This is a genomic window from Pseudomonas sp. DCA-1 (assembly GCF_046523955.1).
Lineage (GTDB): Bacteria > Pseudomonadota > Gammaproteobacteria > Pseudomonadales > Pseudomonadaceae > Aquipseudomonas > Aquipseudomonas putida_Y.
Genome location: NZ_CP169881.1, coordinates 1,795,000 through 1,821,871, shown reverse-complemented (window position 1 = coordinate 1,821,871; position 26,872 = coordinate 1,795,000). Strand labels below are relative to the sequence as shown.

Genomic DNA, 26,872 nt, shown 5'->3' with positions numbered 1-26,872 from the left:
AGGCATACCCCCAGAGGCGTCCAATCGATATGACGTACCGGCCGATCAATGACATCTATCGCAGACGTGGGTTAAGGTCTGCATAACCATACGCCAGGCACTTCCATGGACATCAAGCAGCTCAAGTTCCTCATCGCCCTCGACCAGACCCGCCACTTCGGCCAGGCGGCGGCGCTGTGCCATATCACCCAGCCGACGCTGTCCATGCGCCTGCGCAACCTGGAAGACGAACTGGACCTGGTGCTGGTCAAGCGGGGCCAGCGCTTCGAAGGTTTCACCGAGGCCGGCGAGCGCATCCTGGCCTGGGCGCGCACCCTGCTCGCTGCCCACGACGGCCTGCAGGCCGAGGCTGCCAGTTGTCGTGGCCAGGTGGTCGGCAGCCTGCGCCTGGGCACGGTGCCGCTGGCCAGTTTCAACCCCATGCACCTGCTGCTGCCCCTGCGCGAAAAATACCCCGAACTGCACTTTCAGCTCAGCTCGCTGAGTTCGGAACAGGTACTCGACGGCCTCAGCCGCAACCAGCTCGACCTGGGTATCTGCTACCTGGACCAGGTCAATACCAGTTTCTTCGAAGTGATCGAACTCGGCACCACCACCATGGGCCTGCTGCACGACACGCGGCACTTCCAGTTCGCCAGCGACCAGTTGCGCTGGGACGAGCTCGGCGATATTCCGCTGGGACTGCTGAGCAAAGGCATGCACTACCGCCAGTCTCTGGACCTGAGCTTCCGTAGCCGTGGTCTTGAACCCAATGCGGTGCTTGAGAGCGACTCGAGCTTCCAGCTTATCCAGGCCATCAACACCGGCATATGTTGCGCGATCATGCCACTGGACTGCGGCCTGGAAGACCTCAGCGAGCACCTGCGAATCCTGCCGGTGGCCGACGCCGCCATCCTTAGCCCGGTCGGGCTGCTGCTGCGCCGCAGCGAGCCGCGCTCGGCGATTGCCGAGCAATGCTTTGCCGAGGCGCGTGGGCTGTTTCAGGCCACCTGATCGGCGGTAGCCTGTCGATACTGGCGCGGCGTAAAGCCGGTCAGTTGCTTGAACTGGCGGCTGAAGGCGCTGTGATCGGTGTAGCCGCAGCGCATCGCCACTTCAGTGATCGGCAGCTCCGAATGCAGCAGGCGATGGGCATGCTCCAGGCGCGCCTTGTGGATCATCTGCCGGGGCGTGAGGTGGAACACCCGCTTGCAGTAGCGTTCCAGTTGAGCCACGGAGATACCAGCGATGCGGGTCAGCTCGCCCATGCTGATCGGCTGATGAAAATGCCGGCGGATGTGCTCGTCAACCGCCGCCAACCGCTGATAGGCAGGGTGGCTGTCGGCGGCTGACTGCAAGTCGACCGAGATGCCGACCAGGCCGATGATTTCGCTGGCAGGGTTGTACAGCGGGCGCTTGTGGGTCAGGCACCAGCCGGGCTCACGGCTGCCGTAGAGGTGCAGCTCCAACTGGTCCTCCAGCACCAGGCCTTCCTTGAGAACACGTCGATCCTGCTCGGTATAGCCGGGGCCAAATTGTGCCGGAAATACCTCGGCGCTGGTCTTGCCTAGCAGCGGTTGCAGGCGCTTGAGGCCACAGCGCTGGACCAGTGTGTTGTTGGCCAACGCATAGCGGGCAGCAGAATCCTTGATGAAGATTGCGGCGTTGGGGATGGCGTCGAGCATCGGCAACAACAGCGATACTCCGGCGAGCAGGGCCTCAAGGGTGGCGGGGCGGTGCTGGTCGAGGGACTGGTAGAGGGTTGCCAGGGGGGCGTCGGTCATCTGTCGGTTCTCTGCTGGCTGGGCCGGCCTCTTCGCGGGTGAACCCGCTCCTACAGGGCCCCCACAGATTTCGAATTCTGCGCCGTACCTGTAGGAGCGGGTTCACCCGCGAAAGGGCCGGCACTAGCACTGCATCTCTCAAACCCTTATCCGGTATGGCTTTGAGCCTATCCCCCCGCTTTGCGCCTTACCACTGTTTTTCTGCAACTGTGCCGATTTCGTCATTCCCTGTGCAGAAAACCATCAAGAACCGCCGCCCTGATCGGTCCACTCTATGCCCCACGCAAGCCGCCCAAGTCCTACAAGAGCGCGGCCCAAAAAGCCGCATCTCGTGACATCAGACCTGCCTATCCAATAACCAACAAAAAGGCGAACCCATGTCAGGCAAATTCAAAAAACAGTTATCACTGCTGGACCTCACCTTCATCGGCCTAGGCGCCATCTTCGGCTCCGGTTGGCTGTTTGCCGCCAGCCATGTCTCGGCCATCGCCGGCCCGGCCGGCATCCTCTCCTGGTTCCTGGGCGGGTTCGCCGTACTGTTGCTGGGCATCGTCTACTGCGAGCTGGGCGCCGCCTTGCCCCGCGCCGGTGGCGTGGTGCGCTACCCGGTGTACTCGCACGGCCCGCTGCTGGGCTACCTGATGGGCTTCATCACCCTGATCGCCTTTTCCAGCCTGATCGCCATCGAGGTGGTCGCCTCACGCCAATACGCCGCCGCCTGGTTTCCCGGGCTCACCAAGGCCGGCTCCAGCGACCCAACCGTGCTCGGCTGGCTGGTGCAGTTCGCCTTGCTGGGGCTGTTCTTCTTTCTCAACTACCGCAGCGTGAAAACCTTCGCCAAGGCCAACAACCTGGTCAGCGTGTTCAAGTTCATCGTGCCACTGCTGGTGATCGGCGTGCTGTTCACCTTCTTCAAACCGGAAAACTTCGAGGTCCAGGGCTTTGCCCCGTTCGGTCTGTCCGGGGTGGAAATGGCGGTATCCGCCGGTGGCATCATCTTCGCCTACCTGGGCCTGACGCCGATCATTTCGGTGGCCAGCGAGGTGAAGAACCCGCAACGCACCATCCCCATTGCACTGATCTTGTCGGTACTGCTGTCCACCGCCATCTACGCGCTGCTGCAACTGGCTTTCCTTGGCAGCGTGCCGACCGAAATGCTGGCCAACGGCTGGGCCAGCGTGACCAAGGAGCTGGCACTGCCCTACCGTGACATCGCCCTGGCCCTGGGTGTGGGCTGGCTCGCCTACCTGGTGGTGGCCGACGCAGTGATCTCGCCAAGCGGCTGCGGCAACATCTACATGAACGCCACCCCACGCGTGATCTATGGCTGGGCGCAGACCGGCACCTTCTTCAAGTACTTCACCCGCATCGATGCAGAATCCGGCATCCCGCGCCCGGCCCTGTGGCTGACGTTTGGCTTGTCGGTATTCTGGACCCTGCCGTTCCCATCGTGGGAAGCGCTGATCAACGTGGTGTCCGCCGCCCTGGTGCTGAGCTACGCCGTGGCCCCGGTCAGCGTCGCCGCCCTGCGCCGCAATGCACCACACATGCCGCGCCCGTTCCGGGTCAAGGGCATGGCCGTGCTTGGTCCGCTGTCGTTCATCATCGCTGCACTGATTGTGTACTGGTCGGGCTGGAACACCGTGTCGTGGCTGCTGGCCCTGCAGATCGTGATGTTCGTGCTGTACCTGCTGTGCAGCCGTTTCGTACCCACCCAGCACCTGTCGCTGGCCCAGCAAGTTCGCTCGTCGGCGTGGCTGATCGGGTTCTACGCAGTGACCATCCTGCTGTCGTGGCTGGGCAGCTTCGGCGGCCTGGGCGTCATCGGCCACCCATTCGACACCGTGGTCGTGGCGGCCTGCGCACTGGGCATCTACTACTGGGGCGCCGCCACGGGTGTGCCTGCCCACCTGGTGCGTCTGGAAGGCGACGACGAAAGCGAAGCCTGCGCTGAAACCATTAACGGCCGCCCTGTTGCCGTCGCTTCCTGATCTTTTAAGCAAGGGACAAGCCCATGAAACAGATTCACGTCATCGACTCCCACACGGGTGGCGAACCAACCCGCCTGGTGATGAAGGGCTTTCCGCAACTGCGGGGCCGAAGCATGGCCGAACAGCGTGACGAACTGCGCGAACTGCACGACCGGTGGCGCCGCGCCTGCCTGCTGGAGCCACGCGGCAACGATGTGCTGGTTGGCGCACTGTACTGCCCGCCAGTGTCGGCCGATGCCACCTGCGGGGTGATCTTCTTCAACAACGCCGGTTACCTGAACATGTGCGGCCACGGCACCATCGGCCTGGTCGCCTCGTTGCAGTACCTGGGCCTGATCACACCGGGTGAGCACAAGATCGACACCCCGGTCGGCCAGGTCAGCGCCACCTTGCATGAAGATGGCGCCATCACCGTCGCCAACGTGCCCTCCTACCGCTACCGCCAGCATGTGGCGGTGGACGTGCCCGGCCATGGCGTGGTGCGCGGCGACATTGCCTGGGGCGGCAACTGGTTTTTCCTTGTGTCCGAACACGGCCAGCGCATTGCGCTGGATAACCGCGAGGCGCTGACCGAGTACACCTGGGCCATGCTCAAGGCCCTGGAGGCCCAGGGCATCACCGGCGAAAACGGCGCCCCCATCGACCACATCGAGCTGTTCGCCGACGACCTCGACGCCGACAGCCGCAACTTCGTGATGTGCCCCGGCAAGGCCTACGACCGCTCCCCATGCGGCACAGGCACCAGCGCCAAGCTGGCCTGCCTGGCCGCCGACGGCAAGCTTGCCGAAGGCCAGACCTGGGTGCAGGCCAGCATCACCGGCAGCCAGTTCCATGGCCGCTACACGCGCGACGGCGAACGCATTCGTCCGTTCATCACCGGCCGCGCCTACATGACCGCCGACAGCACCCTGCTGATCGACGAACAGGACCCTTTCGCCTGGGGCATCTGACCCCGGCCTTTCCCGACTGAACATTGCCAGGAGTGACAACAATGAATGACAACATCTTCACCGGCACCATGCCCGCCCTGATGACCCCCTGCACCGCCGAGCGCAAACCGGACTTCGACGCCCTGGTGCGCAAGGGTCGCGAGCTGATCGAGGCCGGCATGAGCGCGGTGGTGTACTGCGGCTCGATGGGTGACTGGCCACTGCTGACCGAGGCCGAGCGCCAGGAAGGCGTGGCGCGCCTGGTGGCGGCCGGTATCCCGACCATTGTCGGCACCGGCGCGGTGAACACCCGTGAGGCGGTTTCGCATGCTGCACACGCCGCCAAGGTTGGCGCCGCCGGCCTGATGGTCATCCCCCGCGTGCTCAGCCGCGGTGCTTCACTGATCGCCCAGAAGCACCACTTCTCGGCCATCCTCGCTGCCGCGCCGAAACTGCCGGCGGTGATCTACAACAGCCCTTACTACGGCTTTGCCACCCGCGCCGACCTGTTCTTCGAACTGCGCAGCGAGTTCCCCAACCTGATCGGCTTCAAGGAGTTCGGCGGTGGCGCCGACCTGCGCTACGCCGCCGAACACATCACCTCCAAGGATGACGATGTCACCCTGATGGTCGGTGTCGACACCCAAGTGGTGCATGGCTTCGTCAATTGCAACGCCACCGGCGCCATCACCGGCATCGGCAATGCCCTGCCGCGGGAAGTGCTGCAACTGGTGAGCCTGAGTAAACAGGCGGCCAAAGGCGACGCCCGTGCCCGCCGCCTGGCGCGCGAGCTGGAAGCGGCGCTGGCGGTGCTGTCGTCGTTCGATGAAGGCTGCGACCTGGTGTTGTATTACAAGCACCTGATGGTGCTGAACGGCGACACCGAGTACAGCCTGCACTTCAACGAGACCGACGTACTGACCGACGCTCAGCGCAACTATGCCGAACAGCAGTACACGCTGTTCCGCAGCTGGTACGCCAGCTGGTCGGCTGAGCAAAACATCGCCTGAGCAGCCACTGCTCTCCCTGTGGGAGCGGGCGTGCCCGCGAATCAGGCGACCCGGTGCATGGCACCGGCTTCGCCGGTGTTCGCGGGTGAACCCGCTCCTACAGGGGTCGTAATCCCCCCCATGCATCTGCATTAGATTTCCAAGGAGGCTACATGCCCCTCACAGGCAACCTGCTGATCGGCCAGAGGCCGGTAACCGGCAGCCGCGAAGCCATCCGTGCCATCGACCCAAGTACCGGTCAGACGTTGGAACCGGCCTACCTCGGCGGCACAGGCGAACACGTGGCCCAGGCCTGCGCCCTGGCCTGGGCGGCATTCGACGCCTACCGCGAAACATCGCTCGAACAACGAGCAGAGTTCCTTGAAGCCATCGCCACACAGATCGAGGCCATCGGCGATGCCCTGATCGACCGCGCCGTGGCCGAAACCGGCCTGCCCAAGGCGCGCATTCAGGGCGAGCGTGGTCGTACCTGCACCCAGCTACGCACCTTTGCCCGGGTAGTGCGGGCCGGCGAATGGCTGGACGTGCGGGTCGACAGCGCCCTGCCTCAGCGCCAGCCACTCAACCGCGCTGATCTGCGCCAGCGCCAGGTGGCCCTGGGGCCAGTCGCCGTGTTTGGCGCCAGCAATTTCCCGCTGGCCTTCTCGGTGGCCGGTGGTGACACCGCGTCGGCACTGGCCGCTGGCTGCCCAGTGGTGGTCAAGGCCCACAGTGCCCACCCCGGCACCAGCGAGCTGGTCGGCCAGGCGGTGGCGCAAGCGGTGAAGCAGTGCGGCTTACCGGAGGGTGTGTTCTCGCTGCTTTATGGCTCGGGCCGCGAAGTGGGCATTGCCCTGGTCAGCGACCCACGTATCAAAGCCGTTGGTTTCACCGGTTCGCGCAGCGGTGGCATAGCGCTGTGCCAGGCCGCCCAGGCGCGCCCGGAGCCTATTCCGGTGTATGCCGAAATGAGTTCGATCAACCCGGTGTTCCTGTTCGACGCCGCCCTGCAAACCCGTGCCGAAGCACTGGCACAAGGTTTCGTCGCCTCGCTGACCCAGGGCGCCGGCCAGTTCTGCACCAACCCTGGCCTGGTAATCGCCCGGCAGGGGCCGGCATTGCAGCGGTTCATCACTGCAGCCGCCGGGTACGTGCAGCAGGCCGCCGCCCAAACCATGCTCACCCCCGGCATTTTCAGTGCCTACCAGGCCGGTATCGCAGCCCTGGCAGACAACCCCTGTGCCCAAACCATCGCCAGTGGCCAAACCGATCAGGGCCCCAACCAGTGCCAGGCACAGTTGTTCGTGACCCAGGCCGAAGCGTTTCTCGCCGACCCGGCGTTGCAGGCTGAGGTGTTCGGTGCAGCGTCGCTGGTCGTTGCCTGCACCGACGATGAGCAGGTCCGCCAGGTAGCGGAACACCTGGAAGGTCAGCTGACCGCCACCCTGCAACTGGACGAGGCCGACATCGACAGCGCTCGCGCCCTGCTACCCACCCTTGAGCGTAAGGCCGGGCGCATTCTGGTCAATGGCTGGCCGACCGGCGTCGAGGTGTGCGATGCCATGGTCCACGGCGGGCCGTTCCCGGCCACTTCCGATGCCCGCACCACCTCGGTGGGCACGGCGGCGATCCTGCGTTTCCTGCGCCCGGTTTGCTACCAGGACTTCCCCAATGCGCTGCTGCCGCAAGCGTTGAAACACGGCAACCCGCTGCAGCTGCGGCGCCTGCTTGATGGTAAACGGGAAGACTGAGCATGGTCGAAACCGCTGAAACCGATATCGCCGTGGTGGGCGCCGGCATTGTCGGCGTCACCTGTGCCCTGCAACTGACCCGCCAGGGCCATCGGGTAATGCTGGTCGACCGCCAGGCACCCGGCCTCGGCGCGTCTTTCGGCAATGCCGGGCACCTGGCAACCGAGCAAGTGTTTCCGATTGCCGACCTGTCGATCCTCAAGCGCCTGCCTCGCATGCTGCTCGACCCGATGGGCCCGCTGCGCCTGGACTGGAAATACCTGCCCAAGGCCATGCCGTGGTTCACGCGGCTGCTGCTCAACCTGCGCCAGGCGCCGTTCCAGCGCAGCGTGGCTGGCATCCGCACGTTGAACGAAGGCAGCTTGGGCGCCTGGCACCGGCTGTTGGGCTCGATCGGGCGCAGCGAATTGTTTCAAGAGGATGGTTCGTTGCTGGTGTTCGAGAAGCCTGAGTCACGCCAGACACTGGAGGCGTTGCGCACACGCATGCAACAGCAGGCGGTGCCGGTGGACTTCTGGTCGGCCGAAACCGTGCGTGAAGCGGCGCCGCAACTCAGCCCGTCACTGTTGGGCGGACTGTTCTTTCCGTGCACCGGGCACTTCATCGACCCTTATCGGGTGGTGTGCGAATTGTTCGAAGCGGCCAAGGCCAGCGGGGTGCGCTTTGTCCAGGCGCAGGTCGATGGTGGGCAGTTGCACAGTGCCGGCGTGAGCCTTGCCAGCGACCAAGGCATGCTCAATGCCCGCCAGGTGCTTGTCAGCTGTGGCGCCCATTCTGCGAAACTGACCGCCGCGCTGACAGGCACGCGGGTGCCGCTGGATACAGAGCGCGGCTACCATCTGATGTTGCCAGGTGAGCACCAGCGCCTGCCGTTTGCGGTCACCTCGCTTGAGCGCAAGTTCATCATGACGCCCATGGCCGATGGCTTGCGCCTGGCTGGCACTGTGGAGTTTGCCGGGCTGCAGGCACCGCCGAGCATGCAACGGGCTTGGCAATTGCACCGGTTGAGCAAGGGGTTGTTCCGGCACGACTTGAGCGTCGAAGGGGCAACGCCGTGGATGGGGTTCAGGCCTTCGTTGCCGGACTCGCTGCCCGTGATCGACAGGGTGTGCGATGGGCGGGTGCTGTTGGCGTTTGGGCATCAGCACCTGGGGCTGACTCAGGCGGCGGTGACGGCGGAATGGGTGGGGCGGCTGGCTGAGCAGGCTGGTGGGCCTGAGATGGCTGCATACCGACTGGATCGGTTTTAGCCTTTACCGGCCTCTTCGCGGGCAAGCCCGCTCCCACAGAGAGGGTGCAGCATCTGAAACCTGTGGTGTCTCTGTGGGGACGGGCTTGCCCGAGAAAGGGCTGCAAAGCAGCCCCTCCAAACCTCAGCGGTAACGCTCGAGCCAGTGCGCATACGGTGCCGGCAAGGTCCAGGAGGCTTTTTCCACCCCCAGTTCCTTGGCCGCAAAGTAAGCCCAGTGCGGGTCGGCCAGGTGCGCGCGCCCTACCGAAACCAGATCCAGCTGGTTGGCCTGCAATGCGGCCTCCGCCAACTGCGGCGTACCAAAGCCCCACGCCGACGTCACGGGCAGCTTTGCCTCGCGGCGCACGCGCTCGGCAATAGGCCCCATGAACGCGGGCCCCCAGGGGATGTTGGTGTCGGGAATGGTGAAGCCGACACTCACGCTCAGCAGGTCGAGCCCACCGGCCTTGAAGCGACGGGCCAGTTCGATCGACTCTTCCAGGGTCTGCTCATCACGGCCATCATATTCCAACACACCAAAGCGCGCGGTCAGCGGCAGGTTCTCCGGCCACACTTCGCGCACGGCGGCCAGTGTTTCCAGCAGGAAGCGGCTGCGGTTGTCGAAGCTGCCACCGTAGGCATCGGTGCGCTTGTTGGAGTGCTCAGAGAAGAAGCTCTGACCCAGGTAGCCATGGGCAAAGTGCAGTTCGATCCACTCGAAGCCGGCATCACGCGCACGGCGGGCAGCATCGACGAAGTCCTGCTTGACCCGGGCGATATCGTCCAGCGTCATTTCCCGTGGCACCTTCGGCAGGTGCGCGCCAAAGGCAATGGCAGACGGGGCAATGGTCTCCCAGCCGCGCGTGTCGTCGGCGGCAATGTGATCATCACCCTCCCACGGGCGGTTGGCGCTGGCCTTGCGCCCGGCGTGGGCAATCTGGATACCCGGCACGGAACCGGCAGCCTTGATGGCCTGCACCACCGGTACGAACGCCTGAGCGTGGGCATCGCTCCAGATACCGGCGCAACCGGGGGTGATACGCCCTTCCGGCGCCACAGCAGTGGCCTCGACCACCAGCAAGCCCGCACCACCACGGGCCAGCCCGGCCAGGTGCACATGGTGCCAGTCGTTGATCATGCCGTCTTCGGCCATGTATTGGCACATCGGCGGAATGGCAATGCGGTTTCGCAGGGTGACGTCTTTGAGGGTGTAGGGTTCGAATAGCGCGGACATGGGAAACTCCGGGGTCATTTGATTACTGTTGTTCGATCATAATCGAACTATGGCAATTAATGAAACCCCCGTTATCATGTCAACCATGCGAGCCTATAAACATCCCAATCCCGAAGACCTTATCCTTGAACGCCTGTTCTATGCGCTCAGCGACCCCGTGCGCCTGGAAATCGTCCGCCACCTGGCCGGCGTGGCCGAGGCCAGCTGTGGCGAGCTGGACGGAGGTCGGCCGAAGTCGAGCATGTCCCATCACTTCCGTGTGTTGCGTGATGCAGGGTTGGTGCAAACCCGCAATGTCGGGACTACCCATATGAATTCGCTGCGTAGCGAGATGCTGGATAAGCGGTTCCCGGGGTTGCTGGAGTGCATACTGCGCCAGCAGTGATACCTGTGCAGGCCTCTTCGCGGGTGAACCCGCTCCTACAGGGATGGCGATAAGCCTGAGGGTTGCGCTGTGCTTGGCAAAAAAAAGCCACGAGGTCTCCCCCGTGGCTAGTTTCACAGCAATGGCCGATTACAGCGCCATGTCGTTCTCGGGCTTGCTCTCAACCGGGTCGCTCGCCGCGCCACCGAATTCAACGCTGGCGTCGATCACCGGCGGTTTCCCCAGCTGCAGCACTTCAGCGGTGTAGTTCCACTCTTTCTGGGTGGCCGCTGCCGAATCGTTCAGCTTGGTGCCGTAGCTCGGCACGATTTCCTTGATCTTGGCCTGCCACTCTGGGGTAGCGACCTTCTCCTTGAACACCGTTTCCAGCACGTGCAGCATGATCGGCGCAGCAGTCGAAGCACCCGGCGAGGCACCCAGCAGGCCCGCGATGGTGCGGTCTTCGGACGCCACCACTTCAGTGCCCAGCTTCAGCACGCCGCCCTTCTCGGCATCACGTTTGATGATTTGCACGCGCTGGCCGGCCTGCCACAGGCGCCATTCTTCTTTCTTGGCGTTCGGGAAGTAGGTGCGCAGGGCTTCGAAGCGGTCATCGTCAGACAGCATCAGCTGGCCAGCGAGGTACTCGACCAGTGGGTACTGGTCGATACCGACTTTGGTCATCGGCCACACGTTGTGGGTGGTGGTGCTGCTCAGCAGGTCCAGGTACGAGCCGTTCTTCAGGAACTTGGTCGAGAAGGTGGCGAACGGGCCAAACAGGATCACGCGCTTGCCATCCAGCACACGGGTGTCCAGGTGCGGGACCGACATGGGTGGCGCACCGGTCGAAGCGATACCATAGGCCTTGGCCATGTGCTGCATGGCCACGGTCGGGTTCTCGGTCACCAGGAACGAACCGCCCACCGGGAAGCCTGCGTATTCCTTGGCTTCCGGAATACCCGACTTCTGCAGCAGCTTCAGCGCGCCGCCGCCGGCACCGATGAACAGGAACTTGGCGTCGGTGGCCGACTCGGTGCCGTCCTTCAGGTTCTTGTATTCGACGTGCCAGGAGCCGTCCTTGTTGCGGGTGATGTCCTGCACTTCGCTGGACAGCTTCAGGTCGAAGCCTTTCTGGGTCTGCAGGTGGCCGACGAACTGGCGGGTGATCTCGCCAAAGTTGACGTCGGTGCCGATTGGCGTCCAGGTCACGGCCAGCTTCTGGTTCGGGTCGCGGCCTTCCATCATCAGCGGGACCCACTTGGCGATCTGCGCGTGGTCCTCGGAGTACTGCATCGGGCGGAACAGCGGGCTGGTCTGCAGTGCGTCGTAACGTTTCTTGAGGAACTTGATGTTGTCATCGCCCCACACGAAGCTCATGTGCGGTGTGGTGTTGATGAACGAGTGCGGGTTCTTCAGTACGCCCTGGCGTACCTGCCACGACCAGAACTGGCGGGAGATCTGGAAGGCTTCGTTGATTTCGATGGCCTTGGAGATGTTGACGTTGCCGTCTTTGTCTTCCGGGGTGTAGTTCAGCTCGGCCAGCGCGGAGTGGCCGGTACCGGCGTTGTTCCAGCCGTTGGAGCTTTCTTCGGCCACGCCATCCAGGCGCTCGACCATTTCCATCGACCAGCTTGGCTCCAGCTCGTGCAGCCACACGGCCAGGGTGGAGCTCATGATGCCGCCGCCGACCAGCAGCACGTCTACTTTTTTGGTTTCTGCAGCGTGCGCTTGAATGACGCTTGCAGCGACCGCCAGACCCAGCAAGGTCTTGCCAGCTTTCTTGAACATTGATCATTTCCAGTCAGGAGAACAGAGTGAGGGCCTGTGGCTGGCCCCGGTAAAGCGTGTTCTTCAGCGCAGGCTTGTTGTTGATCATTGTTCAGCAGCCAGAGAACCAGAAAACGACTCGGCCTTTAGTCGAATTGACCGACAAGGCTGAATCGTTTTTCCGATTGTATCTGAAATGCCAGCACAAACAAATTGCAGGCCGGAGCGTCAAGGCGACCGGTTGCCCCAGCGGCAGAATGTCACGCCAAAAAACAAAAACCCCCGACCATGTACATGACCGGGGGCCTTGGATCACGCCGCAAGCGTCGCGATCAGGGTACCGCCAAGATTACTGCTGCTGAGGCAGTTTATCGATCGGGCCGCAGCCACCGATGATCTTGGAGATGGAAACCGAAGGGTGGAACAGGTAGTCGTAGGTGCAGTTTTTCGGTTGGTTGTAAACTTGGCCAGTGCAACCCGACAGCAGGGCAACACCCGAAACGACAGCAACGGCAACGGTGGCCTTGAACAGCTTTTTCATTACTCAGTCCTTTAAATGAATCATCTTCGACCATCGTCTGATGGCCGCGGAATCATACAGACTCCAGGCATTGGATCCAAGCCGCACTTGGCACAGGTTCTTTGCAACTGTGCAACAACAGGTTGAAAAGCGCGCCGTTGGCGACGATAGTTCAGCGCACTGCCTTCGCAATGCCCAACAGGAACTCACCATGCTTGGCGTCACCGACTACGGCGCATTCGTCATCGCCTTCCTCATTCTTCTGGCCATCCCCGGCCCGGGCAATTTCGCCCTGATCACCGCCACCGGCAAGGGCGGTATCAAGGCAGGCCTGGCCGCGACCTGTGGCGTAATCGTGGGCGACCAGGTGCTGCTGTGGCTGGCGGTAGCCGGCGTCGCCACCCTGCTGGCCACCTACCCTGCCGCCTTTCATATGGTGCAGTGGGCGGGGGCTGCATACCTGGCCTACCTGGGCCTGCGCATGCTGCTGAGCAAACCCGGTGGTGCAGCACACACCTGCCGCATGGACAACGGCCAGTACCTGCGCCAGACCATGATGATCACCCTGCTCAACCCCAAGGCGATCATGTTCTACATGGCGTTTTTCCCGCTGTTCGTCGACCCGGTGAAGCACCAAGGGCTGGTGACGTTCGGTTTCATGGCGGCGACAGTGGCGGTGGTGACCTTCCTGTATGGGCTGATTGCCGTGGTGCTGACCCATCAACTGGCCGAGCGCATGCGCGCCAACCCGCGAATTGCCAATATGTTCGAGCGACTGGCGGGGGCTTGCCTGGTGGGATTCGGCATCAAACTGGCGGCGATGCGCTGATCCCAAGCCCGACAGGGTCCGGGCACACCTGACAGCAAAAAAAGCCCCCGGCAACTCAGGGTTCCCGGGGGCTTGCTCACTCAGCCATTACCCAATCAATTGGTTTCCAGCTGATACGCCTTGCTCACGAATAACGCTGCAAACAGGCTCTTGCCTTCCTTGAAGGTGTACTGCTCTTCGAAACTGCCGTCTTCGACCAGCTTCTGCCCGATGGCGCACTCCGAGTCGCTGTGGTTCTTGGCCTTGGCGCCAAAGTCACTGCTCCACGACGACAGCCCAACCTCCTGGCAGAAAGCTGCGAACTTCGCCTTGGGGACTTGCTGCTGGTAATCGCTGAAAGCCTCTTTCAGCGGTTTGAAGCCGCTGTAGCTCACCGAGTAGTTCTCGACCTTTGCCTTGCGCGCAAAACCACTCACTGTTTCGGCCAATACCGACTGACCGGTGTAAGGGCTGTATGCACCAATCAGCATGGCACTGAGCGCACTCTTGAGTTGGGTTTCGACATCGTCCAGCTCCGGCAGCGACTGGAAGTCGGCCTTGCGCACGATCTCACCTACCTTGGAGCCATCGTTGCGGTGGGTCACGACAAACGCCATCGAGCCTTCACCGTCACTGGAGCGCTTGATGGTGAAGTCCAGGTCAACCGTGGTGCCAAAATCGCCCGTACTGCTGACCAGAAACGCGCCTGTCACCGGCTGGCGGACCGCCATGTTGGCCCCCCAGGCGAACCCCGACTCAGTGGCCCGGCCATTGGCGGTCAGCTCTGCACGTGGCTGGATCTCGTCGCTGACATCAGCCACCAGAACCACTTCGGCGCCCTTGCTGGCAACGTAGGGGTTGGCCATCTGCATGCCGAGCAGCTGGATGTGAATGGTACCGTCCTTGCTGTCACCGTCGTGAGACAGCTTCAGCGCATCGGCTTTCAGGTATATGCCGGCAACATTACGGCTGACGTTGAGCTGGTACTTGGCCCAACCCGCCAGGCCTTCTTCCGTCGAACTGCCGCGGACCGATTCCATCAAGCCTGACAGGCCGCGCATGAACTGTTGGGCGCCGTTGGTCTGCGCCGCAGTGACACGGATTTCAGGCTCGGCGACGGTCAGGTTGCCGGAAAACGCCGAGTAGGAAATGTCCCCCTCAGACAGTACATCCTCAAGGAAATAGCGCTCCTTGAAGTCGTCGTAGTAGGCCAGCGCAGCCTTCTTACCCGAGCTGGAGACCATCGCATAGCCACCGCCGAGCACCAGCACCGCCGCGGCCACACCGCCAATCAGCAGCTGCTTCTTGTTCATCTGTTTGATCATGGTGTTTGCCTCACTGGACCATCGCGGAAGCGCTGTTCCAGTCGTTCACGTACTTTTGGGAGACCTCGGGGGTCCAGCTGAAATCGATACCGGCGTTGGGGAATTCCTTGGCCAGTACGGCACCGAACGACACGCGGTCGGCACAGTGGTCCTGCTTGCAAGCCTCGGGCTCACCCACGCTGTAGGCCCGGTAGGTAGGCACGGCACGGCCATCGTCCAGCGGGTAGTACGGCGTGGCGTTGGCCACCTGGGTCACGTACCAGCCTTCGCTGTATTCCTCGTCCGCAACCAGACGGCCCTTGCTCGGGAAGTCGATGGTGTAGAAGTCGCCCTGCGTGCCGGTAACGTGCACCATCATCGGCGTCACGCTGGCCGAGGTCGCAGGGTTTTGCTGCTCCAATGGCGAAGCGAAGCGCACCTTGATGCCGGCCATTTGTGCCAGCGCCTCGGTTTCACGCCCCTTGAAGTCGCTCATGCCATCCTGCAACTGCTGGTAACGCTCCAGTACGCGGGTATGCACGCGGGCCAGTTCCTGTTGGCGCTGACGCTCTTCACGCACCCGCCGCTGCTCACGCTGAACCGCCCAGTTCGTACCCTCGCGCACATCGAAGAACAGGCCCTGACGGTTGATGCCGATGCGGTTGCGGGTAATCTTCTGCGCGTCATTGCCCCAGATGTTGTTCGAGATCGCCGACAGGTCCTTGACGATGAACAGGGTGGCCACATCAGTGGTGGTCGGCGAGGTGGTCTTGATCAGGTCGAAGATTTCCAGCGCGGCTTCCTTGTACTTGGCCGCGTCCAGAGCAAACGACTCGTCCGGGGTGACCACCACGTAGTACGGGTCGCTGCCGAACGGGCGCAGTACGCCGTAGCTGGAACGGCTGAAGGTCAGGTACACCTTCATCTGCCGGCCGGGGATTTCGCCCACCAGGAACGCGGCTTGGTCAGCTTGCGCGGTGAGGTAGGAAACAGCCTTGTTCTTCACCGCAGGCTCGAGGTTCTTGATGAAGATCAGGCCGCTCGGGTGCGCGTAGACGCGGTTCCAGTTATCACCCCGGTAGGTGCCCACGGCCTTCCAGCTGATTTTTTCGAAGCTGCCTTCGCCAAAGCCGGAGGCCGGGCACGGCATGGCCGGGGTGGTGCCGAACGACAGGGTGTCGCCATCGCCGATGATCGACTTGCTGAGCACCCATTTGCAGCCGGCGCCGTCCGTTACCTGCATCAGGTTGCGGTTTTCCAGGACCACCGAGCGGCCGAAGTCCGAAGTGGGGGCTACTGCTACTGCTGTGGCAGGTGCCGGGACAGGCGGCACAACAGGGGCTGGTGCCGGGGCTTCGGCGGCCGGCGCAGGGGCCGGTTCTGCAGCTACGGCTGGGGCAGGCGCGGGAGCCGGGGTAGCTTCTGCTTTCGCGGGTGCGGCTTCAACTACCGCCGGGGCTGGCTCAGCAGCAGGGGCTGAAGCCGCTGCAGCAGCAACCGGTGCTTCTGGCTGCACAGGTGCCGGCACTGGCGCAGGTGCTGCAACCGGCGCAGGGGAAACTGCGGCAGGCGCGGCCGCCAGGGTGACCAGCCCCAGGTTGCTGGCATTGCCCGAGCCGCTGGCGTACAGGTTGCCCTTGGCATCGACCGCCTTCCAGCTCACCTTGGCAGTGGAGCAGTCCTTGGCGAACACGAACGGCAGCTTGGTCAGCAGGCCAGACAGCAGCTCCTGGTTGTCCCACGCCGGGCGGGTGATGGTCAGGTCGACCTGGGGCTTGCACCAGCTGGTGGCATCCCCAGGCACTTCGACCTTGATGTTGTCTTTCTTGGAAAAGGCCAGCTCATGGGCGAACGCCTGCGGTACCAGACCACAAGCGCCGATCACTGCCAGCGCGAGCGCGTGCTTTTTCATGGATTTCCTCAGATCAGTTCCCAGGTGCCATTGGCTTGTTTGCAGAAGGTGTTCTGCTCTTGCTCAGTCTTGCCGCTTTGCGATTTCAGGCTGACGGTGACAGGGCGGCAGGCCGCTTCGGCGGCAACTGTCTGGGTCGGCAGCGACTGCACCGAGTCCAGGTCGAAGCCTTGGGTTTCCTTGCTGGCAGCAACGTCCAGCTCGTCCAGGTTCACCGCCGGGGTCACGCGCTTGGCCACGGCCTGGGCCTTGGGCTCGACGTAGTTCTTGTGCACATAGCCAACGGTCACACCCTTGCGCCCGACCAGGATCCAGTCACCGGTGGAGCCCACGGCGGTGAATTCGGTGTGGTTCTTCAGGCTGCCGACCTTCTCGCCAGTCTGATTGGGCGCGGCGCGCACATTGAGGTTGTCGCTGGTGGTCACATACGGCTCGTTGATCAGCTTCATCGACGGCACCGCCTGGATCTTCGGCGCGCGCTTGACCTCGACCTGCTTGGTCTTGGTGTATTCCTTGCCCGGCACGATCTGCGCGGTGGCACCCGAATGGTCGGACTTCCAGGTCACCGGCTGGGCGCTGGCGGTGGTCTGCTGCTGGCTCAGCACCTCCTGGGTGCGCAGCGCCAGGGCCTGCTGGTCCTTCTCGTCCAGCATGTGGCCGATACGGTTGCCCATGTAGGCACCGATGCCACCCGCGATCAGGGCTGCGGCGATCTTGCCGTTACCACTGCCCATGGTCGAGCCGATGGCCACACCGGCCAGGCCACCGATCACGGTGCCCGCTTGCTCTTTGCTGATACCGAGCTGTGCACAGGCCGTGGTAGAGGCGATGGCGACCGCCAGAAGGGACGCGACGAATTTCTTGTGCAAGTGGAGCACTCCATTTTCGGTGGGGCGCACAGCCGCGTACCGCAGCCAATGGTTGGCGGCAGCATTCAAAGTTGTGCGGGGTTTTCAGAAAGTGCGCAGCACTGGCCGCAGACGACAATTCAGCCGTCCAGCGAGGGGCGCAGGGGGAGACCAGTACGGCGCAAAGCATCCAACGAATCCATGTCAGGAAGAGTTCATCGCCCAGCGCGCGTAGTCATTACGGCGTGTGGCCTGGGCGTGAGTGGCGTATCAGAGCGCCGCATTGTAGCCTAAGGTGCCATTGGCAGTTCAAGACAAAATGTTGCAGGAAGCCTGTCTGATGTATTGGTAGAAATCCGTCCTACAACTTGCACTCAGAATTATCCCCTTCCTTGTAGGGCGTTTCCCAAACATACTTCCAACCCGCTCAAACGGTTGCGACGGATTCGGTCGCGCTCTAGTCTCGGCTCGTCGTTGTGAAATCAGCGACCGGCTTTGACAGGCCGACTACTCAAGTTTCCGTTGCAGCGCTTAATGGCAGCTGTGCATGGGGCACATTCGTGTGCGCCGGGTCCTTGGGTACCGGTCTGTCAACCCATGTATAGCTGCCTCCATTCGTTTGACAGCGTTGCCAGGCGGCTCCACTACCCAAGGAGCTTACATGCGCAAGACAGTCCCCGATCCGCCCTACTCCCCCGATTCCACCCAGATCCTGCAAGACACCCTGGTCCAGTCTTCAGAGTACGTGCTCTGCGCCCTGTCCGTGGCCCGCCAATCCGTGCAACTCGAACCTACCGCCCACAGCTCGATCGTGATGCAGGCCGTAATTCATGAAATGGAAGCGGTACAGGGGCTGGTCGAGTCGGCGTTGATGCAGTTGCAGATGCGGCCGCATTTACCCACAGAGCCTCACACCTTGCATTAGCAGGTCAGGCCTCTTCGCGGGCACGCCCGCTCCCACAGGGTCATCACAGCCGTCACGCACTGCACAGTACCTGTGGGAGCGGGCGAGCCCGCGAAGAGGCCAGCCCAGGCAACCCAAAATCCAGGGAAACAAAACAATGCCCACCGACAACACACCAGAACCCACCACAGTCGGCAAGACCTGCTTCTACCAAGGCGAAAACAACACCCACCCGCTGTTCCGCATCGAGCCCGGCATCCCCTGCCAGGACGCCCGCGAGCAGGCCTCCGAACTGATGGGTTACGTGCGCGACCTGATCATCACCGGCCTGATGGACGGCGACCAGAAACTGATCTGGGCCTCGCATTACCTGAGCGCAATGGCCAAGGCGCTGCTGGATGATGCTGAGTTGGGGATGATGAAAAAGTAAGCCGCAACGAAAAAGCCCCCGAAAGCTTTCGCTTCCAGGGGCTTGATCTTGTATGGCGGAGAGATAGGGATTTGAACCCTAGGTACTGTTGCCAGTACAACGGATTTCGAATCCGTCCCGTTCGACCACTCCGGCATCTCTCCAATGCCGCGCATCATACCAGCGTTCTTTTAAAACGCAAATCTTTTTTTCAAAAAAACCGCGTGGTATCAGGCGCTTGCGTGAACGCGCCGCTTACAGCGGCACGCCCAGGCGCTTGGCAACTTCTTCGTAGGCTTCGATCACGTCGCCCAGGCCCTGACGGAAGCGGTCCTTGTCCATCTTCTTACGGGTTTCTTTGTCCCACAGGCGGCAGCCGTCCGGGCTGAACTCGTCGCCCAGCACGATCTGGCCGTGGAATACGCCGAACTCCAGCTTGAAGTCGACCAGCAGCAGGCCGGCGTCATCGAACAGCTTGCTCAGCACTTCGTTGACCTTCAACGACAGCTTCTTCATTTCTACCAGCTGCTCGGCGGTGCCCCAGCCGAACGCGACAACGTGGGATTCGTTGATGAAGGGGTCGCCCTTTTCGTCGTTCTTCAGGAACAGCTCGAAGGTGGACGGCTCCAGCTTGATGCCCTCCTCCACGCCCAGGCGCTTGACCAGGCTGCCGGCAGCGTAGTTGCGCACCACACACTCGACCGGGATCATGTCCAGTTTCTTCACCAGGCACTCGTTGTCGCCCAGCAGCTTGTCGAACTGGGTCGGCACGCCGGCTTCTTCCAGTTTCTGCATGATGAAGGCGTTGAACTTGTTGTTCACCATGCCTTTGCGGTCGAGTTGTTCGATACGCTTGCCGTCGAACGCCGAAGTGTCGTTACGGAACAGCAGGATCAAGCGGTCGGCGTCGTCGGTCTTGTAAACCGATTTGGCCTTGCCGCGGTAAAGTTCTTCGCGTTTTTCCATGATTGGGCTCCGCTTGCTTGAGGTGTTGGGCTAGGCGATTTCGCGCCAGTCGAGCCCGTGTTCCTGATTCGCCACCTGGAGCCAGTCCGGGTCGCACCCAAGGGTGTCGACGAAGCACTGGCGGGCCAAGTGTGGCAGGTTGTTCTTGCTGCTGAGGTGGGCCAGCACCAGGTGTTGCAGGTTGTTCCAGCCCAACTCGTGCACCAGGCGCGCGGCCTGGTGGTTGTTCAAATGCCCTTGCATGCCACCCACCCGCTGCTTCAAAAAGGCCGGATAGTGACCGCGTGCCAGCAGGTCGCGGCAGTGGTTGGCCTCGATCAGCAGTGCATCCAGGCCCTGGTAACGCTCCAACAGCAGCGCGTCGTACGAACCCAGGTCAGTGAGCATGCCAAAACGCCGCTGACCATCGCTGACCACGTACTGCAATGGCTCGTAAGCATCGTGCTCGACCCGCGCTGCGGTTACTTCCAGGCTGCCGACGCGCAGGCTTTGGCCACAAGCGAGAAAACCGGCCACCTCTACCGGCTTGCGCATGCCGCGCAAGGTCCCTTGGCTGAGGTAGACCGGTACATTGTAGCGCCGTGACAGCAAGCCGACCCCATGCACGTGGTCGGCATGTTCGTGGGTGACCAGTACCGCACTGAGCTGGGCCGCCGACACGCCGAGCAGCGCCAGGCGCCGCTCGGTTTCGCGCAGGGAAAAGCCGCAATCGACCAGGATGAACGTGTCACCACTGGCGATCAGCGTGCCGTTCCCTTGGCTGCCGCTTCCGAGTACCGCGAAGCGCACTTAGCCCAGGTGGTCCTGAATGGCGCTCAGCACGCGGCGGGCGACATCGGCCGGAGCCACGGTGTTGATGTTTTTCTCGACCGTGACCTGCACGCTCTCACCCACCTTGCTCAGGCGAACCTGGTAACGCTCGGCACGGGCTTCACGCTCTTCCTTGGTCGGCTCGCTGCCGAACAGGCGGCTGAAGAAGCCAGGCTGGTTCTGCTTGTCTTCAGGCTTTTCGGACAGGTTGATGTAGTACAGGCCCAGGCTGCGGTTGATGTCTTCAACACGCCATTCGCCACCCTGCTCCAGGGCACGGCCTACGCCAGACCAGGCGCGGTCCAGGTCAGACCCCAGGTACAGCACCGGGTTGCCGCTGCCGTCTTCGCTCAGGCTGACGCGGCTTGGGGCGTCGAAATCGCGCGCGGCCAGCAGCGACACCGAACCACCCTTCTCGGCGCTGCGGTTCATGCTGGCAAGCATTTCGTCGACCAGCAGGGCATCGGTGCCGATATTGCTGGAGGTGGACGGGAACGCAGGATCGGCAGTGCTGCCCGCCGGGCGCTCGACGCTGACCACATACACCTCGGAGGTGTTGCGCTGCACGCCAGGCTCCATGCGCACACGCACACGCACCTCGCTGTCACCGCTGCTGGCAGTGCTGGCCAGACGCTGGCCAAGCGATGCCGACAGCTCATCGAAACGCTGCCAGGTGGTATTGAACTCACCTGTCTGCGGGCGCTCTTCAGCAATGCGGAAGCCGTTGTCCTCGAAGAACTGCCGGGCTACCGGCCACACTTCGGCTGGCGAATGCTGGGCCAGTACCCAGCGGCTGCTGCCGCTGCGCTGCAGGCTGTAGTCGGTAACCTGGGCGGCACCGCCAGTCAGCGGTTGCGGGCGAGGCACTTCGAACTCACCCGCGACGTTATCGTCAGCGACGTTACGCGGAATCGGCAGCAGCGGGTCAAGGCGCTTGACGTTGCTGGCGTCCGGCGGCAGTTGCATCGGCGCGGTCGGGTGCGCCTGCAGGTAGTCACTGCCGCGGTCGCGGAAATAGCCATCCTCGCCCCACAGCCAGCCACACCCGCTGGTGCTGGAGATAATCAGGGCAAGGGCGGAAAGACCAGCCAGTCGCTTCATGCGGTGTACTTCCTCTTAAACCAGTACGCCGGACTGGCGCAAGGCAGTACGGACTTTTTCGTGGCAGCCTTCGCTCAGCCAGGTCAGGGGCAGGCGAATACCTTTTTGCATCAGGCCCATTTCGACGAGCGCCCATTTCACCGGGATCGGGTTGGACTCGCAGAACAGGTCTTTGTGCAGCGGCATGAGTTTTTCGTTGATTGCGCGGGCCTTCTCGGCATTGCCCTCAAGGGCGGCCTCGCACAGGTCCGCCATTTCGCGCGGAGCGACGTTGGCGGTGACGGAGATGTTGCCCTTGCCACCCATCAGGATCAGCTCGACGGCAGTCGGATCGTCGCCGGACATGACGATGAAGTCCTTGCTGACGCCATCGAGGATGGCCTTGGCGCGGGCCAGGTCGCCCGTGGCTTCCTTGATGCCGATGATGTTCGGCACGGTCGACAGGCGGATCACGGTCTCGGCCTGCATGTCGCAGGAGGTACGGCCGGGAACGTTGTAGAGGATCTGCGGGATGTCGACGGCTTCGGCAATGTGCTTGAAGTGCTGGTACAGGCCTTCTTGCGTTGGCTTGTTGTAGTACGGCACAACCAGCAGGCAGGCGTCGGCGCCAGCATTCTTGGCGTTCTGGGTCAGGTGCACGGCTTCGGCGGTGGAGTTGGCACCGGTGCCGGCGATGACCGGAATCGGTTTGGCGCTGCGTTTGACGCGCTCGACCACGTGTTTGATGACCAGGATGTGTTCTTCGACATCCAGCGTGGCCGACTCACCGGTGGTGCCGACAGCGACGATCGCATGGGTGCCGTTTTCCAGGTGGAAGTCTACAAGTTTGTCGAGGCTGCCCCAGTCAACACGCCCTTGTGCATCCATGGGTGTGACCAATGCCACCATACTGCCCGCAATCATGTAACTGCTCCTGCCGGAAAAAGAGAGCGGTAATGGTACTGGGGGCATCGACCTTGCACAAGCGAAGCAGGCGGGTGGAGCATTCCCCTCGGCGGCTTATTTCGCTACCCTTGGCCCTTTGATCGGTGCAGCGCGGCCCGCCGGGCCGTCGACCTTGCTCCCCGCCAGCGTCCAAGACCTCGCATGCGAGCCCCGGGCCCTGCCGACAGGAGGCTTTTGCCCGTCCTGTGCCGACCGCTCATCGCTTTAGGAATGCTGCATGTCCACCCCCACCGTCCGCGAACAATTCCTTGTCATCAGTGCCCTGGGCCCGAACCCCATGGAGCTGGCCAACGTCCTCAGCCGCGCTGCCTTCGAAAACCGCTGCGCGGTGGTCACCTCGCGCCTGAGCCGCCACGGCGAGACCAGCGCCCTGGTGCTGCAGGTGGGCGGCAGCTGGGACGCCCTGGCACGTCTCGAGTCCACCCTGCCAGGCTTGGGCAAGAAGCACGGCCTGACCCTCGACGTGGTCCGCAGCGCAGACCAGGAGGTGCGCCCGCAGGCCCTTCCGTATGTAGCCTACGTCAGCGCTGCCTACCGCCCGGACATCATCAACGAGCTGTGCCAGTTCTTCCTTGACCACCGCGTCGAGCTGGAAGCCATGACCTGCGACACCTACCTGGCGCCGCAAACCGGTAGCAGCATGCTCAACGCCCAGTTCACCGTGATTCTGCCGGCCGGCACGCAGATCAGCTGGCTACGCGACCAGTTCCTGGACTTTGCCGATGCCCTGAACCTCGACGCACTGATCGAGCCATGGCGTCCCCAGAACCCAATGTAAGGAAACCGATCATGGCTGTAGCACTCGACCAACCTGTCGCCGACTTCCAGGCCCAGGCCACCAGCGGGCAAACCGTCAGCCTTGCCGAACTCAAGGGCCAGCAGGTGGTGGTGTACTTCTACCCCAAGGACAGCACCCCAGGCTGCACCACCGAGGGCCAGGGCTTCCGCGACCAGCATGACGCCTTCGCCGCGGCCAACACCGTGGTATTCGGTGTGTCGCGTGATGGCATCAAGTCGCACGAGAACTTCAAGGCCAAGCAAGGTTTCCCGTTCGAGCTGATCAGCGACAAGGACGAGGCCCTGTGCCAGCTGTTCGACGTGATCAAGCTGAAGAAGCTGTATGGCAAGGAGTACATGGGCGTTGACCGCAGCACTTTCCTGATCGACAAGGACGGTGTGCTGCGCCAGGAATGGCGTGGCGTGAAGGTGCCTGGGCATGTGGATGCAGTTCTGGCCGCTGCTCAGACCTTGAACAAGGCTTGAAATTGAATGGGGCTGCCTTGCAGCCCTTCGCGGGCACGCTCGCTCCCACAGGAATTGTGCAGGGCCCAGTGGGAGCGGGCGTGCCCGCGAAGGGCCGCAGAGCGGCCCCAATGACATTCAAAGCATCGGTGAAACGCTAGGCTCCTGCTTGGGCCACGCATCCAGCACGGCCTTGATCAGCGTCGCCAGCGGGATGGCGAAAAATATCCCCCAGAACCCCCATAGCCCGCCAAACAGCAGCACTGCACAAATAATCGCCACCGGGTGCAGGCTCACCGCTTCAGAGAACAGCAGCGGCACCAGCACATTGCCATCCAGCGCCTGGATGATCGCGTACACCGTCATCAGGTAGATGAACTGGTCGCCCCAGCCCCACTGGAACAGCGCAATCAAGGTGACCGGCACAGTCACGACCACCGCGCCCACGTAAGGCACCACCACCGACAGCCCCACCAGCAACGCCAATAGCGCTGCGTAGTTGAGCCCCAGGCTGATGAAGGCAATGTAAGTGGCAATGCCGCAGATCAAGATCTCGATGCCCTTGCCACGGATGTAGTTGGCGATCTGCCGGTTCATCTCGCTGCCCACCCGGCTCAACAAGGTGCGCTGGCGCGGCAGGTAGCCGCTGACCCAGCGGCCAATGAGCTCGCGATCCTTCAGGAAGAAGAACACCAGAATCGGCACCAGCACCAGATAGATCATGGCGTTGACCAGCAGTGGCAGGCTGGACAGCGAGAAGGTCAGCGCCCATTGACCAAATTTGCCAATTTCACCGCGCACCGACTCGATGGCGTGCAATACCTGCTCGTCCGACACCAGGTGCGGATAGCGCTCCGGCAGCAGCAACAACAACGACTGCCACTTGCCGAGCATGCCCGGCAGCTCGTTGAACAGCGTGATCAACTGGTGCCACAGCAGCGGTACCAGCACCAGCATGAACACCGCCAGTGCGCCCATGAACAAGGCGAACACCAGCATCACCGCCAGCCGTGTAGGTACGCGCACACGCTCCAGGGCGTTGACCAGCCCCTGCATCAGAAACGCCAGCACCATGCCCGCCAGCACCGGCGCGAGCATGCCGCCCAGGGTGAGCACTGCGGTAAACGCCAGGAACAACAGGACCGCCAGCACCACCGCTTCCTCATCGGAGAAGTAGCGCTGCACCCAGTCGCGAAAGACTTTGAACATTGACGATCCTTGGAAAAGACTCAGGCCTTGCGCAGCCAGTAAGTATAGGTACCGGCCTCGGCCGTTTCATGCAGCAGGGTATGACCGGCCAACTGGGCGAAAGTGCGGAAGTCGCGCTGGGAGCCTGCGTCAGTGGCGATTACCTTGAGCACAGCGCCACTGGCCAGGCGATTGAGTTCCATCTTGGCCTTGAGCAGTGGCAAAGGACAATTCAGCCCGCTGGCGTCCAGTTCGGCGTCGCAGGTCAGGGTGTTACTCATCGCAGGGTCTCCAAAGGCATCGCCAGGCTGCTTCTTGGCATGGCTGGCTAGGATAGCGCCACTGGTCGTCAACGTGTGAGCCCGCTACAGTAGGTATCTTTGATCCGACGCGAGCTTCATGCATGAATCTACTGCGCCCTACCCTGCTGACGCTGGCCTGCCTGATGGCCCTTCCCGGCCATGCTGACGACCTGCCATCACTGGGTGATGCCAGTTCTGCGATCGTCTCGCCGCAACAGGAGCACCAACTGGGCCGCGCCTGGCTCAGCCTGCTGCGTGGCCAGGTCAATCAGCTCAACGACCCTCAGCTCAAGGACTACGTCGAAACCAGCGTTTACAAGCTGGCCGAAACCAGCCAGCTGCAGGACCGGCGCCTGGAGTTCATCCTGATCGACAGCCGCGAGCTCAACGCCTTCGCAGCCCCAGGTGGCATTGTCGGGGTCAACGGCGGGTTGTTCCTCAACGCCCAGACCGAGGGTGAATATGCCTCGGTACTGGCCCACGAACTGGCGCACTTGTCGCAACGCCACTTCGCGCGGGGTGTCGAGGCCCAGCAGCGTATGCAGTTGCCGATGATGGCAGCGCTGCTGGCCGGCATCGTGCTGGCCGCAGGTGGCGCCGGCGATGCGGGCATCGGCATGATTGCCGGCACCCAGGCAGCGGCCATCCAGGAGCAGCGGCGCTTCTCGCGCCAGAACGAACAGGAAGCCGACCGCATTGGCATCCAGAACCTGGAAAAGGCCGGCTACGACCCGCGCAACATGCCGACCATGTTCGAGCGCCTGGCACGCCAGTACCGGTATGACGCCAAACCGCCGGAATTCCTGCTGACCCACCCGGTGACCGAATCACGTATTGCCGACACCCGTAACCGCGCCGACCAGGCGCCCAAGGGTGGTATCGAAGACAGCATGCGCTACCAGCTGATCCGCGCCCGGGTGGCACTTACCTACGAAGGCACACCGGGGCTTGCCGCCAAACGCTTCCGTGCCCAACTGGACGAAGACCCAAAGCTGGACGCTGCACGTTATGGCCTGGCCTTGGCACAGATCAAGGGTGGGCAATTGAACGAGGCGCGTGAAATGCTCAAGCCGCTGCTGGCCAAGGCGCCCAACGACATCACCTACAACCTGGCGCAAATCGACCTGGACATCACCAACAACCGTCTTGCCGACGCCCAGCAGCGCGCCGAACGGATGCAGGGGCTGTACCCGGGCAACTATCCGTTGAAACAGGTGCGTGCCGACCTGCTGGTGAAACAGAACAAGCCGGCCGAGGCCGAGAAGGTATTGAACGAGCTGGTCAAGAGCCGCCCGGATGACCCGGATGTGTGGTACGACATGGCTGAAGTGCGGGGCTTGTCGGGCAATACCATCGGCTTGCACCGGGCACGGGCCGAGTACTTCACACTGGTCGGCGACTTTGACCAGGCAATCCAGCAGCTGGATTACGCCAAGCGCCGGGCGGGTGGGAATTTCCCGCTGGCCTCACAGATTGACCAGCGCCAGCGCGAGATCATGGAGCAGCGGCGCATGGTTCAGGAAATGATGGGGCGCTGAAGACGATTCGCGGGCTTGCCCGCTCCCACAGCTACTCCACCGCCTTGGTAAACGGT

The 26,872-nt window shown here is 62.6% G+C and carries 26 protein-coding genes and 1 tRNA gene; 13 read left to right on the top strand and 14 right to left on the bottom strand.

Going from position 1 to position 26,872, the window contains the following annotated elements:
• Nucleotides 1-105 precede the first annotated feature (105 nt).
• Entirely contained in the window at nucleotides 106-993 is an 888-nt protein-coding gene (locus ACE4QZ_RS08715) for a LysR family transcriptional regulator (RefSeq protein WP_021783362.1), read from the top strand.
• Here the strand turns inward: ACE4QZ_RS08715 and ACE4QZ_RS08710 are convergent.
• Nucleotides 981-1,763, bottom strand: coding sequence for an AraC family transcriptional regulator (locus ACE4QZ_RS08710; protein WP_021783361.1), 783 nt, complete (start codon nucleotides 1,761-1,763; stop codon nucleotides 981-983). The two genes, ACE4QZ_RS08715 and ACE4QZ_RS08710, sit on opposite strands and share 13 nt — an antisense overlap.
• A 377-nt stretch (nucleotides 1,764-2,140) precedes the next feature.
• Here ACE4QZ_RS08710 and ACE4QZ_RS08705 point away from each other — a divergent pair, with 377 nt between their 5' ends.
• The 5 genes from ACE4QZ_RS08705 to ACE4QZ_RS08685 all read left to right on the top strand — a co-directional run bounded on the left by ACE4QZ_RS08705 (nucleotide 2,141) and on the right by ACE4QZ_RS08685 (nucleotide 8,673).
• Complete coding sequence (locus ACE4QZ_RS08705) at nucleotides 2,141-3,754, top strand: APC family permease (protein WP_088513427.1); 1,614 nt, start codon at nucleotides 2,141-2,143, stop codon at nucleotides 3,752-3,754.
• Nucleotides 3,755-3,777: 23 nt separating this feature from the next.
• Nucleotides 3,778-4,704 carry a 4-hydroxyproline epimerase gene (locus ACE4QZ_RS08700; protein WP_021783359.1) on the top strand — a complete coding sequence of 309 codons (927 nt, stop codon included), beginning with the start codon at nucleotides 3,778-3,780 and terminating at the stop codon, nucleotides 4,702-4,704.
• Nucleotides 4,705-4,745: 41 nt separating this feature from the next.
• Nucleotides 4,746-5,693: a dihydrodipicolinate synthase family protein gene (locus ACE4QZ_RS08695; protein ID WP_028697738.1), complete on the top strand. Its 948-nt coding sequence runs from the start codon at nucleotides 4,746-4,748 to the stop codon at nucleotides 5,691-5,693.
• Nucleotides 5,694-5,845: 152 nt separating this feature from the next.
• Nucleotides 5,846-7,423: an aldehyde dehydrogenase (NADP(+)) gene (locus tag ACE4QZ_RS08690; protein WP_103469933.1), complete on the top strand. Its 1,578-nt coding sequence runs from the start codon at nucleotides 5,846-5,848 to the stop codon at nucleotides 7,421-7,423.
• A gap of 2 nt (nucleotides 7,424-7,425) precedes the next feature.
• Nucleotides 7,426-8,673, top strand: a complete 1,248-nt coding sequence (locus ACE4QZ_RS08685; RefSeq protein ID WP_028697736.1) for an NAD(P)/FAD-dependent oxidoreductase — start codon at nucleotides 7,426-7,428, stop codon at nucleotides 8,671-8,673.
• A gap of 123 nt (nucleotides 8,674-8,796) precedes the next feature.
• Here ACE4QZ_RS08685 and xenA read toward each other — a convergent pair whose 3' ends face one another.
• The gene (gene xenA, locus ACE4QZ_RS08680; protein WP_021783355.1) at nucleotides 8,797-9,888 is read right to left on the bottom strand and encodes a xenobiotic reductase XenA; all 1,092 of its coding nucleotides are present in this window, start codon (nucleotides 9,886-9,888) and stop codon (nucleotides 8,797-8,799) included.
• 49 nt (nucleotides 9,889-9,937) lie between these two features.
• Here xenA and ACE4QZ_RS08675 point away from each other — a divergent pair, with 49 nt between their 5' ends.
• Nucleotides 9,938-10,273, top strand: a complete 336-nt coding sequence (locus ACE4QZ_RS08675; RefSeq protein WP_103462154.1) for an ArsR/SmtB family transcription factor — start codon at nucleotides 9,938-9,940, stop codon at nucleotides 10,271-10,273.
• A 129-nt stretch (nucleotides 10,274-10,402) separates the two neighbouring features.
• Here ACE4QZ_RS08675 and mqo read toward each other — a convergent pair whose 3' ends face one another.
• Nucleotides 10,403-12,040, bottom strand: coding sequence for a malate dehydrogenase (quinone) (mqo, locus tag ACE4QZ_RS08670; RefSeq protein ID WP_021783353.1), 1,638 nt, complete (start codon nucleotides 12,038-12,040; stop codon nucleotides 10,403-10,405).
• A gap of 328 nt (nucleotides 12,041-12,368) precedes the next feature.
• On the bottom strand, nucleotides 12,369-12,560 hold the full coding sequence (locus ACE4QZ_RS08665; RefSeq protein WP_003254720.1) for a YhfL family protein: 192 nt from the start codon (nucleotides 12,558-12,560) through the stop codon (nucleotides 12,369-12,371).
• 190 nt (nucleotides 12,561-12,750) lie between these two features.
• Here ACE4QZ_RS08665 and ACE4QZ_RS08660 point away from each other — a divergent pair, with 190 nt between their 5' ends.
• Nucleotides 12,751-13,368 carry a LysE family transporter gene (locus tag ACE4QZ_RS08660; protein ID WP_003254721.1) on the top strand — a complete coding sequence of 206 codons (618 nt, stop codon included), beginning with the start codon at nucleotides 12,751-12,753 and terminating at the stop codon, nucleotides 13,366-13,368.
• A 95-nt stretch (nucleotides 13,369-13,463) separates the two neighbouring features.
• On the opposite strand, the gene ACE4QZ_RS08655 is transcribed toward ACE4QZ_RS08660, so the two are convergent.
• From ACE4QZ_RS08655 to ACE4QZ_RS08645, 3 genes are read right to left on the bottom strand one after another with little or no spacing between them, the layout of a single operon-like run.
• A complete protein-coding gene (locus ACE4QZ_RS08655; protein ID WP_084852250.1) occupies nucleotides 13,464-14,672 on the bottom strand; it encodes a hypothetical protein in 1,209 nt (402 codons plus the stop codon).
• Between the two features lie 10 nt (nucleotides 14,673-14,682).
• Nucleotides 14,683-16,563, bottom strand: a complete 1,881-nt coding sequence (locus tag ACE4QZ_RS08650; RefSeq protein ID WP_084852251.1) for a hypothetical protein — start codon at nucleotides 16,561-16,563, stop codon at nucleotides 14,683-14,685.
• 8 nt (nucleotides 16,564-16,571) lie between these two features.
• Nucleotides 16,572-17,432, bottom strand: a complete 861-nt coding sequence (locus ACE4QZ_RS08645; RefSeq protein ID WP_021783350.1) for an SH3 domain-containing protein — start codon at nucleotides 17,430-17,432, stop codon at nucleotides 16,572-16,574.
• A 640-nt stretch (nucleotides 17,433-18,072) separates the two neighbouring features.
• Between ACE4QZ_RS08645 and ACE4QZ_RS08640 the strand changes: the two genes are divergently transcribed.
• Together ACE4QZ_RS08640 and ACE4QZ_RS08635 are read left to right on the top strand one after the other, a co-directional pair.
• On the top strand, nucleotides 18,073-18,336 hold the full coding sequence (locus ACE4QZ_RS08640) for a hypothetical protein (RefSeq protein ID WP_021783349.1): 264 nt from the start codon (nucleotides 18,073-18,075) through the stop codon (nucleotides 18,334-18,336).
• A 136-nt stretch (nucleotides 18,337-18,472) separates the two neighbouring features.
• Nucleotides 18,473-18,745 (top strand): DUF3077 domain-containing protein, encoded by a 273-nt coding sequence (locus tag ACE4QZ_RS08635; RefSeq protein ID WP_021783348.1) that lies wholly within the window; start codon nucleotides 18,473-18,475, stop codon nucleotides 18,743-18,745.
• 53 nt (nucleotides 18,746-18,798) lie between these two features.
• Here ACE4QZ_RS08635 and ACE4QZ_RS08630 read toward each other — a convergent pair.
• The 5 genes from ACE4QZ_RS08630 to dapA form a co-directional block, all read right to left on the bottom strand.
• Nucleotides 18,799-18,888, bottom strand: a tRNA-Ser gene (locus ACE4QZ_RS08630).
• A gap of 91 nt (nucleotides 18,889-18,979) precedes the next feature.
• A complete protein-coding gene (gene purC / locus ACE4QZ_RS08625; RefSeq protein WP_003254733.1) occupies nucleotides 18,980-19,690 on the bottom strand; it encodes a phosphoribosylaminoimidazolesuccinocarboxamide synthase in 711 nt (236 codons plus the stop codon).
• A gap of 30 nt (nucleotides 19,691-19,720) precedes the next feature.
• Nucleotides 19,721-20,479 (bottom strand): MBL fold metallo-hydrolase, encoded by a 759-nt coding sequence (locus ACE4QZ_RS08620; protein ID WP_021783347.1) that lies wholly within the window; start codon nucleotides 20,477-20,479, stop codon nucleotides 19,721-19,723.
• Complete coding sequence (bamC, locus tag ACE4QZ_RS08615) at nucleotides 20,480-21,601, bottom strand: outer membrane protein assembly factor BamC (protein ID WP_021783346.1); 1,122 nt, start codon at nucleotides 21,599-21,601, stop codon at nucleotides 20,480-20,482. It lies immediately after the preceding gene.
• Nucleotides 21,602-21,616: 15 nt separating this feature from the next.
• On the bottom strand, nucleotides 21,617-22,504 hold the full coding sequence (gene dapA / locus ACE4QZ_RS08610) for a 4-hydroxy-tetrahydrodipicolinate synthase (RefSeq protein ID WP_003254739.1): 888 nt from the start codon (nucleotides 22,502-22,504) through the stop codon (nucleotides 21,617-21,619).
• Between the two features lie 259 nt (nucleotides 22,505-22,763).
• Here dapA and ACE4QZ_RS08605 point away from each other — a divergent pair, with 259 nt between their 5' ends.
• The gene (locus tag ACE4QZ_RS08605; RefSeq protein ID WP_003254741.1) at nucleotides 22,764-23,324 is read left to right on the top strand and encodes a glycine cleavage system protein R; all 561 of its coding nucleotides are present in this window, start codon (nucleotides 22,764-22,766) and stop codon (nucleotides 23,322-23,324) included.
• Between the two features lie 11 nt (nucleotides 23,325-23,335).
• On the top strand, nucleotides 23,336-23,809 hold the full coding sequence (locus ACE4QZ_RS08600) for a peroxiredoxin (RefSeq protein ID WP_014755600.1): 474 nt from the start codon (nucleotides 23,336-23,338) through the stop codon (nucleotides 23,807-23,809).
• Between the two features lie 117 nt (nucleotides 23,810-23,926).
• On the opposite strand, the gene ACE4QZ_RS08595 is transcribed toward ACE4QZ_RS08600, so the two are convergent.
• Both ACE4QZ_RS08595 and ACE4QZ_RS08590 read right to left on the bottom strand, forming a co-directional pair.
• Nucleotides 23,927-24,997, bottom strand: coding sequence for an AI-2E family transporter (locus ACE4QZ_RS08595; RefSeq protein ID WP_021783345.1), 1,071 nt, complete (start codon nucleotides 24,995-24,997; stop codon nucleotides 23,927-23,929).
• A 20-nt stretch (nucleotides 24,998-25,017) separates the two neighbouring features.
• Nucleotides 25,018-25,257 carry a sulfurtransferase TusA family protein gene (locus tag ACE4QZ_RS08590; RefSeq protein ID WP_021783344.1) on the bottom strand — a complete coding sequence of 80 codons (240 nt, stop codon included), beginning with the start codon at nucleotides 25,255-25,257 and terminating at the stop codon, nucleotides 25,018-25,020.
• 122 nt (nucleotides 25,258-25,379) lie between these two features.
• Here ACE4QZ_RS08590 and ACE4QZ_RS08585 point away from each other — a divergent pair, with 122 nt between their 5' ends.
• The gene (locus ACE4QZ_RS08585; RefSeq protein WP_014590004.1) at nucleotides 25,380-26,816 is read left to right on the top strand and encodes a M48 family metalloprotease; all 1,437 of its coding nucleotides are present in this window, start codon (nucleotides 25,380-25,382) and stop codon (nucleotides 26,814-26,816) included.
• Nucleotides 26,817-26,872 lie beyond the last annotated feature (56 nt).

Coding starts and splice junctions, on each gene's coding strand:
- ACE4QZ_RS08715 (WP_021783362.1), top strand. CDS start 106: ATGGACATCAAGCAGCTCAAGTTCCTCATCGCCCTCGACCAGACCCGC.
- ACE4QZ_RS08710 (WP_021783361.1), bottom strand. CDS start 1,763: ATGACCGACGCCCCCCTGGCAACCCTCTACCAGTCCCTCGACCAGCAC.
- ACE4QZ_RS08705 (WP_088513427.1), top strand. CDS start 2,141: ATGTCAGGCAAATTCAAAAAACAGTTATCACTGCTGGACCTCACCTTC.
- ACE4QZ_RS08700 (WP_021783359.1), top strand. CDS start 3,778: ATGAAACAGATTCACGTCATCGACTCCCACACGGGTGGCGAACCAACC.
- ACE4QZ_RS08695 (WP_028697738.1), top strand. CDS start 4,746: ATGAATGACAACATCTTCACCGGCACCATGCCCGCCCTGATGACCCCC.
- ACE4QZ_RS08690 (WP_103469933.1), top strand. CDS start 5,846: ATGCCCCTCACAGGCAACCTGCTGATCGGCCAGAGGCCGGTAACCGGC.
- ACE4QZ_RS08685 (WP_028697736.1), top strand. CDS start 7,426: ATGGTCGAAACCGCTGAAACCGATATCGCCGTGGTGGGCGCCGGCATT.
- xenA (WP_021783355.1), bottom strand. CDS start 9,888: ATGTCCGCGCTATTCGAACCCTACACCCTCAAAGACGTCACCCTGCGA.
- ACE4QZ_RS08675 (WP_103462154.1), top strand. CDS start 9,938: ATGGCAATTAATGAAACCCCCGTTATCATGTCAACCATGCGAGCCTAT.
- mqo (WP_021783353.1), bottom strand. CDS start 12,040: ATGTTCAAGAAAGCTGGCAAGACCTTGCTGGGTCTGGCGGTCGCTGCA.
- ACE4QZ_RS08665 (WP_003254720.1), bottom strand. CDS start 12,560: ATGAAAAAGCTGTTCAAGGCCACCGTTGCCGTTGCTGTCGTTTCGGGT.
- ACE4QZ_RS08660 (WP_003254721.1), top strand. CDS start 12,751: ATGCTTGGCGTCACCGACTACGGCGCATTCGTCATCGCCTTCCTCATT.
- ACE4QZ_RS08655 (WP_084852250.1), bottom strand. CDS start 14,672: ATGATCAAACAGATGAACAAGAAGCAGCTGCTGATTGGCGGTGTGGCC.
- ACE4QZ_RS08650 (WP_084852251.1), bottom strand. CDS start 16,563: ATGAAAAAGCACGCGCTCGCGCTGGCAGTGATCGGCGCTTGTGGTCTG.
- ACE4QZ_RS08640 (WP_021783349.1), top strand. CDS start 18,073: ATGCGCAAGACAGTCCCCGATCCGCCCTACTCCCCCGATTCCACCCAG.
- ACE4QZ_RS08635 (WP_021783348.1), top strand. CDS start 18,473: ATGCCCACCGACAACACACCAGAACCCACCACAGTCGGCAAGACCTGC.
- purC (WP_003254733.1), bottom strand. CDS start 19,690: ATGGAAAAACGCGAAGAACTTTACCGCGGCAAGGCCAAATCGGTTTAC.
- bamC (WP_021783346.1), bottom strand. CDS start 21,601: ATGAAGCGACTGGCTGGTCTTTCCGCCCTTGCCCTGATTATCTCCAGC.
- dapA (WP_003254739.1), bottom strand. CDS start 22,504: ATGATTGCGGGCAGTATGGTGGCATTGGTCACACCCATGGATGCACAA.
- ACE4QZ_RS08605 (WP_003254741.1), top strand. CDS start 22,764: ATGTCCACCCCCACCGTCCGCGAACAATTCCTTGTCATCAGTGCCCTG.
- ACE4QZ_RS08600 (WP_014755600.1), top strand. CDS start 23,336: ATGGCTGTAGCACTCGACCAACCTGTCGCCGACTTCCAGGCCCAGGCC.
- ACE4QZ_RS08595 (WP_021783345.1), bottom strand. CDS start 24,997: ATGTTCAAAGTCTTTCGCGACTGGGTGCAGCGCTACTTCTCCGATGAG.
- ACE4QZ_RS08590 (WP_021783344.1), bottom strand. CDS start 25,257: ATGAGTAACACCCTGACCTGCGACGCCGAACTGGACGCCAGCGGGCTG.
- ACE4QZ_RS08585 (WP_014590004.1), top strand. CDS start 25,380: ATGAATCTACTGCGCCCTACCCTGCTGACGCTGGCCTGCCTGATGGCC.